The organism is Streptomyces sp. NBC_00597 (assembly GCF_041431095.1).
GTDB lineage: Bacteria > Actinomycetota > Actinomycetes > Streptomycetales > Streptomycetaceae > Streptomyces.
The window spans coordinates 4990299-5004555 of sequence record NZ_CP107757.1; the positions used below are offsets into that span (position 1 = coordinate 4990299).

Below are 14257 nucleotides of genomic sequence, written 5' to 3' on the forward strand. Positions count from 1 at the left end.
CGGAGCCCCACCTCCGGGGGCGGGCCCCGCGGCGGGCCCGGGGGCGGGCGCGCGTCAGTGGCCGGGCGAGGCGATCGCGCGCGCTGCGGCGAGCTCTTGGCGCACCGGGGCCAGCACGGAGTCCGCGTCGCCGGGCGGCGGGGCCGCGGGGCGCAGCTGGGAGGGCGTCCGGGCGTTGCGCACCCCTTCTGCGAGGGCCCGCAGATCGGTGATGACGGTCTCCACCTCCTCGGCGCGGGGCGCCTCGGCGCCGTGGTTGACCCGGACCCGGGCGGCGGTGGTCGCGTCCACGATCCGTTCGACGGCGACGACCAGCGGCCACCAGGCGGCGGCCCGCGCCCCCGTCGGCGGCGGCTCGGTCAACGCCCGCTGGAACTCGTTGCGCACCCCCGACATGTCCCGGTAGATCCGTCGCCGGGCCTGGAGCCGGGCGGTGCGCGCCGCCCGCTGCGCGGCTTCCGTGTCCGGGTGGCCGCCGAAGGCCCGTTCCACGTACCGGGCCGCATCGTCGATGGTGTCGGCGAGCCGGTCGCCGATCCGGGTGTGCCAGCTCTCGGGCCACAGCAGGTAGCCGAAGACCAGGGTGATGGCGCAGCCGATCAGGCTGTCCAGTAGCCGGGGCCGGATCAGGTCGAAGCCCTGGTGGTTGAGGAGGTCCGAGAGCAGCAGGATCACCGGGGTGATCGCGGCGGTCTGGAAGGCGTACCCCTTGGCGGAGAAGGCGGGGATCAGCGCGGCCAGCACCACCATCACCGGAACGTCCCACCAGCCGCGCGGTACTTCGGAGAGCACGGCGGCGGCGATGACCAGCCCGGCCGCCGTGCCCAGGGCGCGCAGCACGGCCCGGGAGAACACCGAGCCGAAGTCGGGCTTGAGGACGAAGGTGACGGTCAGCGCGACCCAGTAGGACCGCTCGACCGGCACCAGCGAGACCAGGCACTGGGCGAGCCCGATGCACAGGGCGAGGCGCAGCCCGTACCGCCAGGAGGTACCGGACAGCATCATGTCGCGCACGGCCCGCCGGGCCCGGACGGTCAGCGCGGCGGGCCGGCCGAGCCGGTCGTCGACGTTGTGCAGGTCGGGATCGGGCAGGTGCACGATGGCCGCGGCGTGCCGCAGGGCCGCGTCGAGGGCCCGTTCGGCGGGGGTGTGCGGCGCGGGGAGGTCCAGTACGGGCTTCCCGGTGCGGCCTTGTTCCACGGCCCGTGCCAGGTCCCGTACGGCCGCCGGGATTTCGGGCGGCAGCGGTCTGCCGCGCAGGTGCATGGCGGGTGCGGCCTCGACCAGCGGGATCACCACGTTCAGCTGGGCCAGCATCCGTACGAGCGCGGGACTGCGGCCGTGCACCCGGGCGCGGCGGCCCAGAACCAGGTCGTAGGCCTGGTTCAGGGCGTGCGTGACCTGTCGGCGGCGTTCGTCGTAGTCCGGTCCGCCGGCGGCTTCCAGGGCGTCGGCGAGGGCCCGGTAGGTGTCCGCCACGGCGGCGCGCTCCGGCTGCCGGCCGCGCAGCGGCCAGCCCAGCAGCGTCAGCAGGAGGACGAACAGCCCGCCCGCACTGAGCAGCAGGGGGGCCGTCCACCAGGGCCGGGGGAGCGGCAGCCCGGCGCCGACCACGGCGTTGAGGAGCAGCAGCAGTCCCGACACGGACGCGACCGTGCCGATCGAGGAGATCATCCCGGAGACGAGGGCGATCAGGGTGAGGGCACCGACGGCCACCCAGCCGTGGCCAAAGACCAAGGTGCCCAGGGCGACACCGATCGCGCCGAAGAGCTGGGGCACGGCGATGTTCAGGATCCGCATCCGGTAGGCGTCGGCGGTGTCGCCGATGACCCCGGACAGGGCGCCCATCGAGACGAGGGCCCCGTACTCGGGCTCGTTCAGGGCGAAGCCGACGGCGAGCGGGGTGGCCATCGCGACGCCGGCCCGCGCGGCGGCGGCCCAGGGAATCGGGGCGGCACTCGGCCGCAGTCCCTTGAGCAGCCAGGCGGGCGGAGCCAGCGGGTGGTGCCGGGGGCGCCCGGAGGGTATCTGTTCGGTGCGTTCGGTGCTCATTCAGCTTCCGTGCGGCCGCTCGTGAATCGGTTCTTCTGCGCTGTTCCGGGGTCTTGCGTTCTTCTTGGGTTCTTCTCGGGTTCTTCTGGGGCGTTCTGCGCGCGTGGGTACGTTCCGAGCTTATGGGGTGCGACGTAGTCGGCCCGTCAGCCAGGCGCCCAGTGCGGCGGCGAGCCCGATCGCCAGCACCACCCAGGCGGTCGTGCGCAGGAACGCGGTGAGGGCGTCGTACACCGCGGCCGCTGCCGCCCGGTCGATGTCGGCCGGCAGGTCGTCCAGGGTGAGCCGGCGGCAGACGGCCAACGCGATCCACAGCAGTACGGCGCCGACGGCGACCCCCAGCCCGGTGGCGATCACGGCGCGGCGCCGGTGCACGGCGACCGCGATCGCCGCAGCGGCGAGCACCAAGGTCAGCACGGGAAGCCAGATGCCGGCGACTTGGAGCATGCGGAAACCCTTCCGGAGCGCGCCCAGGTCGTCGTACTCCATGACCTTCACCGATACGTGCGTCACCGGGATGCGGTCGGCGAACGGCACCCCGTCGGCGACGAGCTCCCCCTTGACCTGCTCGATCGCGGGTGCGAGGTCGATGGTGACGGCGTCGCCGTCGCCGGTGGTGAGCGCCTTGAGGAACGCGGCGTGCGCGGCGCGGTTGGCCGCGTCCCAGGCGGTGCGGTAGGCCGGCGTGCCGGCGAAGGAGCGCAGGGCTTCGCCGAGGAGGGCGTCGATCCCGCTCTGGAACGGGCCGGCGTCGATCTGCCCGGCGAGGGCGCGGCCCGCCTGGCTGACGACGACGCCCTGGACGGCCGGGTCGTCGGCCAGGGGGGACATGGCCGCGGTGTACCGGTCGGCGTCGCCGAGCTCGCGGTCCGCCCAGTACGCGACGGCGCTCGCGGGCACGAGCACGGTCACGAGGACGATGAGTACCGCCGAGAGGAAGGTGCGCACGTCACCAGGGGAAACCGCGCCGGTGCCGGGCGCGAGCGGTGCTGCTGCGGGTGGGTGGCGGCCGGATGGCGGGCCGACGGCCGGCGGCGCGCGCCCGGGAGGGGGAGCCGGGACGCGGTGCGCGCGTGGCGCCCTTGCGGAAGGAATCCTGGATTTCTAGCGTCCAGGTTATGAGGATGAGCGAGGGCGTCGAGTGGGCGCTGCACAGCTGCGTCAATCTGGCCTGGGCCGGTCCCGGGCGGGCCGTCCCGGCAGCACGGCTGGCCGCCTGGCACGACCTCCCGGCGGCCTACCTCAACAAACAGCTCCAAGCGCTGGCCCGACCGCTTGCCGAGATCACCCTCATGGACGTGGTCGCCGCCGTCGAAGGCCCCGAGGAGGCCTTCCGGTGCGCGGAGATCCGGCAGCAGGGTCCGGGCGGCGCCCCGGCCGCGGACGACGGCCCGGCCTGCGCGATCGCGCACGCCATGAGCCGGGCCGAACTCGCCTGGCGCCGGGCCCTGGCAGCGGAGGACCTCGACGGGATCCGGCGCCGGGCCGAACAGCAGGCGCCCCAGGCCCCGGCACGGCTGCGCGCCTGGCTCGCGGGGACCGCGGGCGGGCCGCCGGGCGGTGGCCGTCCCACCGCACGACCGGCCGTCCCGGGCGACTGACGGCCCGCAACCGACCACCGACCCGCAACCGACAACCGGCCCACCGACCAGCAGGAGCTGGGGGCCTTGCAACCGCTGGGGCGCTGATCCACTTGCCGGTCCGGGGCGGCGGGTGTGCCCTGGATGGTGGGAGAGAGGAGCCCTGTCATGGCACATGCGGCACCCACCGCCCCGATGCGGCGGCACTGGCAGGCGACCGGCACGGACGACGCGATCAAGGGCCAGCTGGCGCGGGCACTGCTCCTCGGACTGGTCTACGGAGTCTGGGCGGCCTACATGAGGCGCGACACGGGCGGGGTCGACACGGGCAACGTCTTCTACGGGATCCTGTGCGGGGTCGTCTTCGCCGGCATCATGTTCACCCTTGCCCGCCTCGGTCCGCGGCTGATGCAGGAGTTGCACGCCGCGGCGTACGGCGCGTTCGGCGGGATCGCGGTGGGCTACCTGTACAGCATGGCCGACCACTCGATCCTCCGCTCGTGCTGGGTCGGCTTCATCACGGGCATCGGCATCGGGCTGGCGGCGTTCTACCGCTACCACACGCGCGAGCCCTGATCCGGAAGCGAGGCAGGCGCCGGTCCCGCACGGGACCGGCGCCCGCGCGTATCCGGTGGCTCAGCCCTCGGACGGGGTCTCGGAGCCGGCGGCCGGGGCGGGAGCGTCCTCGGCATCGGTCCTACGGCTCGGCGGCTTCGTGGCCGTCGGGGCGTAGCGGGTGACCTCGGCGCGGAGCATGGCGTTCAGGGCGGCGTACGGGTCGATGGGCATGCCGGAACCTCACGGTGTTCGGGGGGTGTATGGGGGTACGCGCTGCTGCTCGGCACGCTCAGCAGCGCAGGACCACGCTCCGCGCCGTCCATGTGGTCGGCGTCGGCCGCCCTTCCGTCCCGTACGTCTCGGTGGATGCCGCCCGACTGGCGTGTTTCACGTGAAACACCGGCCGGGGCAGCTGTCGTACACCCGGCAGCCCGCGCGTGACCACCCGGACCGCGGCGCGCACTTCGGGGTCCGCGGCCGGATCGGACTCCCCCTCGACGGGGATGCCGGGCTCGCTCGGCGCGCCGGAGCCGGTGCGCTCGGCCGCGGCGGTGGCCGCAGCGGCCGTTGTGACGCCACCGGCCGCGAACAGGCACAGCAGCACGACACAGGCGGCCGAAAGGGCCCTGGCCAGTGCCGTACGTGCGTGCCGCGTCCCGCTCATGCGAGGGGTCTGCCCCGACACGCAGGCCAACTCCCCGACCGGCCCGCAGAAGCCCCCGACCGGGGGACGAAGACACCCCCCTCGGCTGACGGCGGGCTGGCCGGCGGGCTCAGCCGGTGTGGTGCCGGCCCGTGCGGTGCTGCCCGGTCAACCGGGCCAGGACGATGGTCTCGCCGCTGACCAGACGCAGTTGGGCGCGCCCGGCCCGCTGCTGCCCGCGGCCGCTGCCCGCGGGCGAGACCCGGTCGACGGTGAACACGGCGGTACGTCGGTCGGTGCGCGCGATCTCGATGGTCAGTCCCCGTCGCAGTTCGGCGAGGGGCAGGTCGGCGGCGGTGACCACGGCGGTGCCGGCCGAGCCCGGGGCCGGACTGTCGCGGTCCCAGGTGGCCTCGTCCCCGTCCAGCGGCAGGTCCACCCCCAGGCTGGGGATGTGCAGCCGCAGCGGCGGTACGGCCCGCAGGGGTGTGACGGCGGCACCCCGCGCGGGCCGGGAGCCCTTGCCGGGAGCGTGATGTCCGGCGTGCTCCAGCTGCTCGACGAGCCGGCGGTGGCCGGACAGGCCCAGCGCCCGGGAGGGCAGCGCGTCGGCGGCGGTGGCAGCAGTGGGCCGTCCGCCCTCCGTACTGCGCAGCATCACTATGCCGCTGCCCAGCAGAGCCACTGTCGTCACGCCGACCACCCACTTGGCGCGGGGCATGGAATCCCTCCTGGTCCGATCCCCCCGGCTCCGGCGGCCGGGTGTACTGAGAGCAGTGGAACCCCTCTCTGCCCGTCAGTAACGCTTACAACGCCGGATGCTGATGCCACGTCACAGGCGTGTCGCTACCCTGCCGAGGACGTCTTCGCAGCTGGCGGCGGGTGGACCGGCCGTGTTGGGGGGATTGCCCGAGGTGCAGCCGAACGGGCGATCAGAAGACCACGAACACGACCGCCGCCGCCCCCATGAGGGCGGCGGCGAGGTGCACGGCCGGGTGGCCGTAGTCGCCGAACCAGAGGTGGCGGGCCAGGCCGCCGAGGGCGGCCAGAGCCGTGATGATGCCGACCTGAGCCAGCAGCGTGACGGCCGTGAAAGGGGCCAGGAGCAGCAGAACGGTGTTGAGCCACAACGGGACGGCGCCCGTCCAGCCGCGCCATTCCCAGATCGCCGTGTGCATGGCCCACCGGCCCCCTCATCGTCAGCTCGCGGGCTGTACAGCCTCCTTGGGTGCGGCGGCGGGGGCAAGGGCCCGTTCGGCAAGAAAACCGAAGGCCAGGCCGAAAGTCGTCCACATCGCGATCTGGATGCCCAGGGTCGCGAGGCGGAACTGCCAGATGAGGGCGGCCGGGAAGTCCGCCGGGACCTCGTTGATGCCGGGCAGGGTGGCGTAGGCGATGCCGACCACCACGACGAAGGCGACCGAGGCGATGATCGACGCGTTCCAGTTCCCGAGCTTGGGCGCCAGGCGCCGGCCCAGGATCAGCGCGGCCGTGGACAGCAGCACGCTCAGCGCGATCATCAGGATGAAGAGGGTGGTCCTCCGGACGACGGTGTCTGGGTCTCCGACGGCCGGCGGGTTGGAGGGGTACTTGAGGAACGGCACCAGGTTGACGGCGACGAACAGGCCGCCCGAGACCAGCAGGGCCGTGACCCGCGGGCCGAAGCGGCCGATGCGGCCCAGGGCGTAGCAGAAGACGAGCGCGGCGATGCCGCCGAGCGCGACCCCGTACAGGAGCGTTCCGGTGCCGAGCCCTGCCGTGGCTTGGAGGGCCCGGCTGACCGGGGCCGCCTCCTCGCCGTGGTCGTGGGCGGCGTGGCCCGCCTCTTCGATGGCGATGGCCGCGTCGACCTTGGACTCACCGAGGACGTACGCGACGAGGAAGGCGGCCACGCCTGCGAGCAGACCTGCCAGCATGCCCCGGACCAGTAGGACACGGGGTGAAATGGGGTTCATGGTTCGGTTCTTCCCCTTGCGGCGGTGGAGATCAGTGGCAGGGGAAGCCGAGGAGGTGGCGACCGTCGTGCATCCACTCGTGGACGGTGTCGCCCTGGAAGATCGCGGTGGCGCCCTGCTCGGCGCCGACGAGGTAGAGCAGGACGAGCATGAGGACGCCGACGAACAGGGCCCAGGGGGCCAGCGCGGAGAGGGAAATCGGGGCGACGGCAGGGGCCGTCGTGGGCACGGCGGAGTGGGCCATGGCAGAACCTCCAGAGGGAACACGCGTCCCGGTCAGTGGTGCTCGCGACGACATGGCGGGTCTGACTTTCCCTCCCCCTCACGGGAGGTTTCACAGTGGCGCGACCGTGCCGGATTTTCACCGGTACTTCCGTCATACCGTCGTCTTTTTTAGGTTGTCGTCCGAGACCGTACCGCGTTTACGCTCCCCTTATGAAGAGTGCCGTGGTACGAGTTCAGTTCGTGAGACGCCCGTTCGACGACGATTCCCGCCGGGCACGCTTCGGCCACGGCGACCCGTGCCCGGGCCACGAGGGCCTGCGCGGCCCGGACACGGGGGACTGGGCGGGCCGGACCCTGGACGAAATTTCCGCCGAAGATCCGGCCGCTGTGCACCGATGGCTGACCGATCCGGACTACGCGCCCCCCGGCGGGGAGTCCGTGACCGCGCTGATCGCCCGCGTCGGCGCCGCACTCGCCGGGCTGGCCGCGGGCACCCATCGCGCGGTGGTCGACCAGGCCGTCGTACGGGCCGCGGTGGTGCACGCGCTGGAGCTGCCGGCCGCCGCGTTCTGGCGCCTCGACGTACGGCCCGACACGGTGACCACCCTCACCGGGCGGCTCGGCCGGTGGAACCTCCAGCTCGGCCGGCCACTCGACACCTAGCGGCTACGGGACGGTGAGCCGCTGACGGTGAGCCGCTACGCGACGATCCAGTCACTCGTCGCGATCACCGGCTGTACGCCGTCGCGGTGGACGGTGCCCTCGATCAGGCCGTACATCCGGTCCGCCGCGAAGTAGACCTCGTTGTCGTTCTTGAGGCCGAAGGGCTCCAGGTCGACGAGGAAGTGGTGCTTGTTGGGGAGGTTGAGGCGCACCTCGTTGACCCGCGGGCAGTTGTCGAGCACCCGCTCGGCCATCTGGTTCAGGGTCTGCTGGAGCGAGTACGAGTAGGTCTCGGCGAAGGCTTCCAGCATGTTCTTGCGGACCTTCTTGTACGACTGGTCCCAGTCGAACGCGTCGTCGTCGGCGGCCAGCGCCGAGTGAGCCCAGCGCGCGGTGACCTTGGTCGCCAGGATGCGGTCGTACGCCTCCTTGAGCGTCGTGTACCGGTCCTTGATGTAGCCGTGGAACTCGGAGTTCGTCGAGTTCATCACGGTCAGGTCCTTCAGACCCGAGATGACCTGCAGACCGGTCGTCTCGCTGTACGTGATCTGCGCGGTGCGTACCTCCTGGCCCTTGCGGACGAAGGAGTGCTGTTCCTTGCGCGTCGGGACCGGGATCCGTTCCCAGGCGTACTCCTCGATCCGGATCTGCGCCTCGCGGATCGGCGACTGGGAGGAGACGAAGTGCTTCGCGAGCAGGATGCCGAAGGCCTCGGGGGAGGCGATGCCGTGCTCCTTGCCGAAGGCGTACACCGTGTTCTTGGTGGTGTCGGTCGGCAGGCAGTTGGCGTTGTCGCCGGTCAGGTGGACGTCGCGGAACTCGCCGCGGAGCGCGACCGACACATTGAGGTCGCGGATCTCGTGCCACGACCCGTCGGCGCCCTTGCGGGTCACCTTGACGATGCGGTTCTCGGCCTTGCCGTACTGGTTCTGCGCCAGGACGTGCTTGCTCATGGTGTCTTCCTTCGGTGCCTCGGGAACACGGAGTCCGGTGGTCTGGATCCCGTACGCCCGGCGTCCAGCGCCCGCCCCCGACCACGGGACGTCCCGCTCCCCGCCGTTCGGTCCCGGGGGACCGCCCCGGGACTGACGTGCATCCCGGTCCGTAGGTGCTGCTTCGGATTGCAACATGTGCGGGGCACGTTGTTACCCGTACAGATCATCCGAACACCGGCACCCACGGATTGGGCGACCACACAGCGCCGCAGGTCAGACGGTGTGCGTATCCGGGACCGACAGGGCTTCGTCGAGGATCTTCAGGCCCTTGGCGACGTCCTCGGGGCTGATGTTGCAAGGCGGGGCGACGTGGATGCGGTTGCCGGCGATCAGCGGCCACAGCCCGCCCTTCTTGCAGGCGGCCCCGAACTCGGCCATCGGCGCGTTGTCCGCCCCGGAGGCGTTGTACGGGACGAGCGGCTCGCGCGTCTGCCGGTCCCGTACCAGCTCCAGGGCCCAGAACGTGCCCAGACCGCGGACCTCCCCGACCGAGGGGTGCTTCTCGGCGAGGGCGCGCAGGCCCGGACCCAGCAGCTCCGCGCCGGTGCGGGCGGACTGCTCGACGATGCCCTCCTCCTCCATGAGGTTGATCGTCGCCACGGCGGCGGCGCAGGCCAGTACGTGCCCGGAGTACGTCAGCCCGCCCGGGTAGGGCCGGCGGGCGAAGGTCTCGGCGATGGCGGCCGAGATGGCGACCCCGCCGAGCGGGATGTATCCGCTGGTCACGCCCTTGGCGAAGCAGATCAGGTCGGGGGTGACGCCCCAGTGCTCGGAGGCGAACCACCGCCCGGTGCGGCCGAAGCCGACCATGATCTCGTCGAGGATGAAGACGATCCCGAAGCGGTCGCAGAGCTCGCGGACGCCCGCCAGGTAGCCGTCCGGGTGGACGAGGACGCCAGGAGCGCCGCCGACGGTCTCCAGGATGATCGCGGCGATGGACTGCGGGCCCTCGAAGACGATGGTGTCCTCAAGGTGGCGCAGGGCCCGCTCGCACTCCTCGGCCCCGGTGGCCGCGTAGAAGGGCGAGCGGTAGGCGAAGGGCCCCCAGAAGTGCACGACGCCGGCGGTCGCGCTGTCGTTGCCGAAGCGGCGGGCGTCACCGGTCAGGTTGATCGCGGTGGACGTGGCCCCGTGGTACGAGCGGTACGCGGACATCACCTTGGGCCGGCCGGTGTGCAGGCGGGCCATCCGTACGGCGTTCTCGACGGCCTCGGCGCCCGCATTGGTGAAGAAGATCTTGTCGAGGTCGCCGGGGGTGCGCTCGGCGATCAGCCGGGCCGCCTCCGAGCGGACGTCGACGGCGAAGCCGGGCGCAACGGTGCAGAGCTTGGCCGCCTGCTCCTGGATGGCCGCCGTCACCTTGGGGTGCTGGTAGCCGATGTTCGTGTAGACGAGGGCGCTGGAGAAGTCGAGGTAGCGGTTGCCCTGGTAGTCCCAGAAGTACGAGCCCTCGGCCCCGGCCACGGCGAGCGGGTCGATGAGCTCCTGCGCCGACCAGGAGTGGAAGACGTGCTTCCGGTCGGCGTCTTTCACGGCGGCGAGCGCGTCGGCGGCTTCAGCGTTCATGTCCTGAGCGTAGTTGTCCATGATGTGGACCCCCGGGAGGGTCGCGGCCCTGTCGGCGCCGCTCACCTGGCCAAAACCACCCGCACGTGCCGGATCATCTGGTTAACGTGTCGTCGGGTACTGGTGATCACGACGCGAGGACGTGACAGGTGGGCGAGCAGGACGACCTGGCCCGGCGCTTCGAGGAGCACCGACCGCATCTGCGGGCCGTGGCCTACCGGATGCTGGGCTCGCTGAGCGAGTCGGAGGACGCCGTTCAGGAGGCGTGGCTGAAGCTGAGCCGCTCGGACGTCACCGCCGTGGAGAACCTGGGCGGCTGGCTCACGACCGTGGTCGGCCGGGTGTGCCTCGACATGCTGCGGTCGCGCACCTCCCGGCGCGAGGATCCGCTCCACGACCAGGACGGATACGTCCGGCTGCCCGACCCGGTCGTCACCGGGCTCGCTGGCATCGATCCGGAGCGCGAGGTGCTCGTCGCCGACTCCGTGGGCATCGCCCTGCTGGTCGTCCTGGAGGCGCTCGCTCCCGCCGAGCGGCTCGCCTTCGTCCTGCACGACCTCTTCGCCGTCCCGTTCGACGAGATCGCCCCGGTCCTCGGCCGTACCGCCGCCTCCACCCGGCAGCTCGCCAGCCGCGCCCGACGCCGGGTCCAGGACGCCGCGCCCACCCCCGACGCCGACCTGGTGCACACCCGCGAGGTCGTGGACGCCTTCCTCAACGCCGCGCGGGGCGGGGACCTCGATGCGCTCGTCGACCTCCTCGACCCCGAGATCATCGCCCGGTCCGACGGCGGCACGCTGCGCCCCAGCGCGGTCCGGCGCGGCGCGACCGACGTCGCCTCGCAGGCGATCACCTTCGCCCGGTTCGCCGCGGCGGCCCACCCGGTCCTCGTCAACGGTCTTCCCGGTGTGCTCGCCCTGGCGGAGGGCAAGCCCCTGTCGGTCATGGCGTTCACCGTCAAGGACGGAAAGGTCGTCGCGCTCGACATCCTCACGGACCCGCAGCGCCTCGCACGGATCGACCTCGGGGCCGTCCTGGGCGACTGAACCGGGAACCCTTGCGCTTCCCGGGCGGCTTGGGCAGGATCTGGTTCCTGTTCAGCCGCCCGGTCGTGCGAACCGCAACCGGCCCGGCTCTGCAAGGGCGGGGAACGCCACCGCGATGCCGCCCGCACTCCGACGCGCCCGGCACCCCACGCCCCCTCCGTCCCCCTCCACTTCACCTCCCCACCTCCCTTCCCCCTCCTCCGCCCGTCGCGTCAGATCACACGGCACGGGCGTCACAGGCGAACGCCAGCGCAGTCGCCCCGCTGGTACCCCTCCCCGGAAAGACGTGATCGTGAGCAAGCACTCTGGTGCCGGAGGGAGTCTGCGGGCCGATGCGCTGGGCACGTTCGACTCCGTCGTGATGGCCGTGGCGGGCTGCGGCCCGGCCCACACCATCGCGGGCACGCTCCCCGCGCTGATAGCCGCCGTCGGTGTCGCAGGCCCGGCCGTCCTCCTGTACTGCGCCCTCCCCGTCCTCGGCATCGCCCTCGCCTTCCGTCACCTGGGCCGGCTCGACCCGAACGCCGGCGCCGCGTACGCCTGGGTCGGCCGGTCGCTGCACCCCTTCCTCGGCTTCCTCAGCGGCTGGGCGCTCGTCGTCTCCGCCACCGTGTTCATGGCCTCCGCCGCACGCCCGGCCGGCGCCGCGACGCTGTCCCTCTTCGGGCCCGGCCCGGCCGGTCACGGCGTCCTGGCCACGGCCGTCGGCGCGGGCTGGTTCCTGCTCATGGCCGGCGTGGTGATGTACGGAGCCCGGATCGGCGCCCGTACCCAGACCGTCATCACCGGCATGCAGGTCATCCTGCTCGTGACCTTCGCCGTCGCCGCACTGTCCAAGGACGGCAACGTCGCGGACTTCTCGCCCTCGTGGTTCGGTTTCAGCCACTTCGACGGCCAACACCATTTCGTGACCGGCGCGTTGATCGCCGTCTTCGCCTACTGGGGCTGGGACGTGACCGGCAACCTGGGCGAGGAGACCCGCAACGGCCGCCGCGGCTCGGGGCTGGGCGGGGTGATCGGCATCGTCATGTGCTGCGCGCTGTTCGTCGTCTTCACCGTCTCCGTCAACATCCTCGTCGGCACCGATGTCGTACGGCAGAACCCCGACTCCTTCCTCACCGTCCTCGGCGACGCGGTCCGGCCGGGCTGGGGCGGGCGGCTGCTCGTCCTCGCGGTGCTGCTGTCCACCGTCGCCACCCTGGAGACAACGCTGATCCAGGCCACCCGCACCCTGTTCGCCATGGGCCGCGACCGCACCCTCCACCCGGCGTTCGGCCGCATCCCCCGCGGACGGCAGACGCCGTGGACCGCCACCCTGGTCGTCGCGGGCATCGCGCTCGCCTGCACCATCGCCGCCGACCTCGGCCCCGGGACCGGCCCCGGGACCGGCTCCGGAGCCGGCTCCGGGCCGCGGCTGCTCGCCGACGCGGTCAGCGGCATGGGCCTGCTGATCTGCTTCTACTACGGCCTCGCCGCGCTCTGCGCCGTCGTCGTCCACCGCAGGCAGCTGTTCTCCTCCGCGCGGAACCTGCTCCTCATCGGGCTCTGGCCGCTGTGCGGCGCGCTGTTCATGGCGTGGATCTTCGTACGGTCGGTGACCGAGCTGAACGCCCTCGCGCTCGGCATCGGGCTCGGTAGCCTCGGCCTCGGCGTCGTCCCGATGCTGATTTCCCGGCGGCGCGCCCCCTCGTACCACCGGCCGGTCCCGCTCGACCCCGAACGGGCCCGCTCCGTCGACGCCTCGTACGGGGCCGCCGACCTCGACCCCGCCTCCAGGGGCGGCTCCGGCCGGACCGGCGAACTGCTCACCGACTTCTGATCCGATGCTCCGAGGAGGGGGTCCGCATGGCCATGGCCTGGAGACGCCGCCGCTCCGCCGCGGCGCCGCACTACGACCCGGCCTTCGGTGACAAGGCCCTTTCGGAGGCCTGCCAGGACGTCGCCGCCGGCCGCTGGCAGGGGCCGCGCGACCTGCTCGCCGCCGGCGGCCCCCACGACTGGGACCGGCGCAGCCACCGCATCCGGCTGCTGGCCAACGCCGCCGCGGACCGGCGGGTCGCGGAGGCCTGGCAGTCCGCCGAACCCCACAGTCCCGACGCGGTCGTACTGCGCGCGGACATCGAGGTGATGCGGATGTTCGCGGTCGCCCGCCGCGGGACGATGCCGGCCGTGAACCGCCTCGACTGGACCGCCCGGATCTGCCTGCACGCCTCCGAAGCCGCTCCGGACGACCCCCATCCGTGGGTGTCCCTGGTCACCCTCGCCCGGCTGTACGAGGGCGGGCACGCGGAGACGGGCCGCTGGTGGCAGGAGCTCTGTGCCCGCGATCCGTACCACCGGGAGGCGCACCACCAGGGTCTGCGCTACGTGTCCGCCCGCTGGCACGGCTCGCACGGCCGGGCGTCCACTTTCGCCCGCGAGCGCGCCGCCGCCGCGCCGCTGGGCTCGCCCCTCGCGGTCCTGCCGCAGGTGGCGCGGGCGGAGCAGTACCGGCACCGGGCGGAACACGAGGGCCCGGGCAGCCTGGACCTGCTGCACCACTGGAGCGGTGACGCCGAACTGTGGGACCTGCGTACGACGATGGAGCGCTGGATCGGATTCCGTACGGCCTCCGGGGCGCAGGACGTGGCCGACCTCAACCACCTGGCCCACGCCCTGGTCCACGCCGACCTGCTCACGGAGGCGGCCGCGGTGTTCGAGCTCCTGGACGGCCGCGCCACCCGGGTCCCCTGGTCGTACACGGGAGACCCCGAGCAGCAGTACACCCGCTGGCGCACCCGCGCCGGTGCGGCAGGGACCCGCTGACCGGACGGCAGCTCGCCCCCGGCTGCTCGCCGAGCGGATGTTCGGCTTAACCTATGAAATATAGGATTACTGGGGCGAGTTGACGTTGGCCTGCGAACGCTGACGAGCCCCGTTCGTCCGTCGATGCGCGACCCCCGGCCGACGGAATGCAAGGAAAAGGGAAAGAGAT

The 14257-nt window shown here is 72.4% G+C and carries 16 protein-coding genes; 6 read left to right on the forward strand and 10 right to left on the reverse strand.

All coding sequences use genetic code 11. The annotated features are described in order from the left end of the window. Positions 1 to 54: 54 nt before the first annotated feature. Together OG974_RS22525 and OG974_RS22530 are read right to left on the reverse strand one after the other, a co-directional pair. Entirely contained in the window at positions 55 to 2052 is a 1998-nt protein-coding gene (locus OG974_RS22525) for an FUSC family protein (protein WP_327284475.1), read from the reverse strand. A 120-nt stretch (positions 2053 to 2172) separates the two neighbouring features. Then, the gene (locus OG974_RS22530) at positions 2173 to 3000 is read right to left on the reverse strand and encodes a hypothetical protein (protein WP_327284476.1); all 828 of its coding nucleotides are present in this window, start codon (positions 2998 to 3000) and stop codon (positions 2173 to 2175) included. 176 nt (positions 3001 to 3176) lie between these two features. Between OG974_RS22530 and OG974_RS22535 the strand changes: the two genes are divergently transcribed. Both OG974_RS22535 and OG974_RS22540 read left to right on the forward strand, forming a co-directional pair. Further along, entirely contained in the window at positions 3177 to 3653 is a 477-nt protein-coding gene (locus tag OG974_RS22535; RefSeq protein ID WP_327285726.1) for an Rrf2 family transcriptional regulator, read from the forward strand. A 147-nt stretch (positions 3654 to 3800) separates the two neighbouring features. After that, positions 3801 to 4208: a hypothetical protein gene (locus OG974_RS22540; RefSeq protein ID WP_327284477.1), complete on the forward strand. Its 408-nt coding sequence runs from the start codon at positions 3801 to 3803 to the stop codon at positions 4206 to 4208. A 60-nt stretch (positions 4209 to 4268) separates the two neighbouring features. On the opposite strand, the gene OG974_RS22545 is transcribed toward OG974_RS22540, so the two are convergent. The 6 genes from OG974_RS22545 to OG974_RS22570 form a co-directional block, all read right to left on the reverse strand. Beyond that, the gene (locus OG974_RS22545; protein ID WP_371644248.1) at positions 4269 to 4421 is read right to left on the reverse strand and encodes a hypothetical protein; all 153 of its coding nucleotides are present in this window, start codon (positions 4419 to 4421) and stop codon (positions 4269 to 4271) included. A gap of 58 nt (positions 4422 to 4479) precedes the next feature. Further along, entirely contained in the window at positions 4480 to 4854 is a 375-nt protein-coding gene (locus OG974_RS22550; RefSeq protein WP_327284479.1) for a hypothetical protein, read from the reverse strand. A gap of 109 nt (positions 4855 to 4963) precedes the next feature. Next, positions 4964 to 5554: a class F sortase gene (locus OG974_RS22555; RefSeq protein ID WP_327284480.1), complete on the reverse strand. Its 591-nt coding sequence runs from the start codon at positions 5552 to 5554 to the stop codon at positions 4964 to 4966. Between the two features lie 211 nt (positions 5555 to 5765). After that, positions 5766 to 6011 (reverse strand): hypothetical protein, encoded by a 246-nt coding sequence (locus OG974_RS22560; protein ID WP_327284481.1) that lies wholly within the window; start codon positions 6009 to 6011, stop codon positions 5766 to 5768. 21 nt (positions 6012 to 6032) lie between these two features. Next, positions 6033 to 6788, reverse strand: coding sequence for a CbtA family protein (locus tag OG974_RS22565; protein ID WP_328763265.1), 756 nt, complete (start codon positions 6786 to 6788; stop codon positions 6033 to 6035). Between the two features lie 31 nt (positions 6789 to 6819). Next, positions 6820 to 7032: a CbtB-domain containing protein gene (locus tag OG974_RS22570; RefSeq protein WP_327284483.1), complete on the reverse strand. Its 213-nt coding sequence runs from the start codon at positions 7030 to 7032 to the stop codon at positions 6820 to 6822. A 221-nt stretch (positions 7033 to 7253) separates the two neighbouring features. Between OG974_RS22570 and OG974_RS22575 the strand changes: the two genes are divergently transcribed. Continuing rightward, the gene (locus OG974_RS22575; RefSeq protein ID WP_327284484.1) at positions 7254 to 7676 is read left to right on the forward strand and encodes a histidine phosphatase family protein; all 423 of its coding nucleotides are present in this window, start codon (positions 7254 to 7256) and stop codon (positions 7674 to 7676) included. 35 nt (positions 7677 to 7711) lie between these two features. Here the strand turns inward: OG974_RS22575 and pucL are convergent, their stop codons facing one another. Next, positions 7712 to 8629 (reverse strand): factor-independent urate hydroxylase, encoded by a 918-nt coding sequence (gene pucL / locus OG974_RS22580; protein WP_327284485.1) that lies wholly within the window; start codon positions 8627 to 8629, stop codon positions 7712 to 7714. Positions 8630 to 8884: 255 nt separating this feature from the next. Next, complete coding sequence (locus OG974_RS22585; protein ID WP_327284486.1) at positions 8885 to 10237, reverse strand: aspartate aminotransferase family protein; 1353 nt, start codon at positions 10235 to 10237, stop codon at positions 8885 to 8887. A 149-nt stretch (positions 10238 to 10386) separates the two neighbouring features. Here OG974_RS22585 and OG974_RS22590 point away from each other — a divergent pair, with 149 nt between their 5' ends. The 3 genes from OG974_RS22590 (at position 10387) to OG974_RS22600 (ending at position 14088) form a co-directional block, all read left to right on the forward strand. Beyond that, entirely contained in the window at positions 10387 to 11283 is an 897-nt protein-coding gene (locus OG974_RS22590; RefSeq protein WP_327284487.1) for a sigma-70 family RNA polymerase sigma factor, read from the forward strand. A 292-nt stretch (positions 11284 to 11575) separates the two neighbouring features. Further along, positions 11576 to 13102, forward strand: a complete 1527-nt coding sequence (locus tag OG974_RS22595; protein WP_371644253.1) for an APC family permease — start codon at positions 11576 to 11578, stop codon at positions 13100 to 13102. A gap of 26 nt (positions 13103 to 13128) precedes the next feature. After that, on the forward strand, positions 13129 to 14088 hold the full coding sequence (locus OG974_RS22600; protein ID WP_328763269.1) for a hypothetical protein: 960 nt from the start codon (positions 13129 to 13131) through the stop codon (positions 14086 to 14088). Positions 14089 to 14257 lie beyond the last annotated feature (169 nt).

Bases quoted from the DNA above. Each gene is read 5' to 3' on its own strand.
- OG974_RS22560 (WP_327284481.1), bottom strand. From the start codon at position 6,011: ATGCACACGGCGATCTGGGAATGGCGCGGCTGGACGGGCGCCGTCCCG.
- OG974_RS22525 (WP_327284475.1), bottom strand. From the start codon at position 2,052: ATGAGCACCGAACGCACCGAACAGATACCCTCCGGGCGCCCCCGGCAC.
- OG974_RS22550 (WP_327284479.1), bottom strand. From the start codon at position 4,854: ATGAGCGGGACGCGGCACGCACGTACGGCACTGGCCAGGGCCCTTTCG.
- OG974_RS22545 (WP_371644248.1), bottom strand. From the start codon at position 4,421: ATGCCCATCGACCCGTACGCCGCCCTGAACGCCATGCTCCGCGCCGAG.
- OG974_RS22555 (WP_327284480.1), bottom strand. From the start codon at position 5,554: ATGCCCCGCGCCAAGTGGGTGGTCGGCGTGACGACAGTGGCTCTGCTG.
- OG974_RS22540 (WP_327284477.1), top strand. From the start codon at position 3,801: ATGGCACATGCGGCACCCACCGCCCCGATGCGGCGGCACTGGCAGGCG.
- OG974_RS22585 (WP_327284486.1), bottom strand. From the start codon at position 10,237: ATGAACGCTGAAGCCGCCGACGCGCTCGCCGCCGTGAAAGACGCCGAC.
- pucL (WP_327284485.1), bottom strand. From the start codon at position 8,629: ATGAGCAAGCACGTCCTGGCGCAGAACCAGTACGGCAAGGCCGAGAAC.
- OG974_RS22535 (WP_327285726.1), top strand. From the start codon at position 3,177: ATGAGCGAGGGCGTCGAGTGGGCGCTGCACAGCTGCGTCAATCTGGCC.
- OG974_RS22570 (WP_327284483.1), bottom strand. From the start codon at position 7,032: ATGGCCCACTCCGCCGTGCCCACGACGGCCCCTGCCGTCGCCCCGATT.
- OG974_RS22565 (WP_328763265.1), bottom strand. From the start codon at position 6,788: ATGAACCCCATTTCACCCCGTGTCCTACTGGTCCGGGGCATGCTGGCA.
- OG974_RS22600 (WP_328763269.1), top strand. From the start codon at position 13,129: ATGGCCATGGCCTGGAGACGCCGCCGCTCCGCCGCGGCGCCGCACTAC.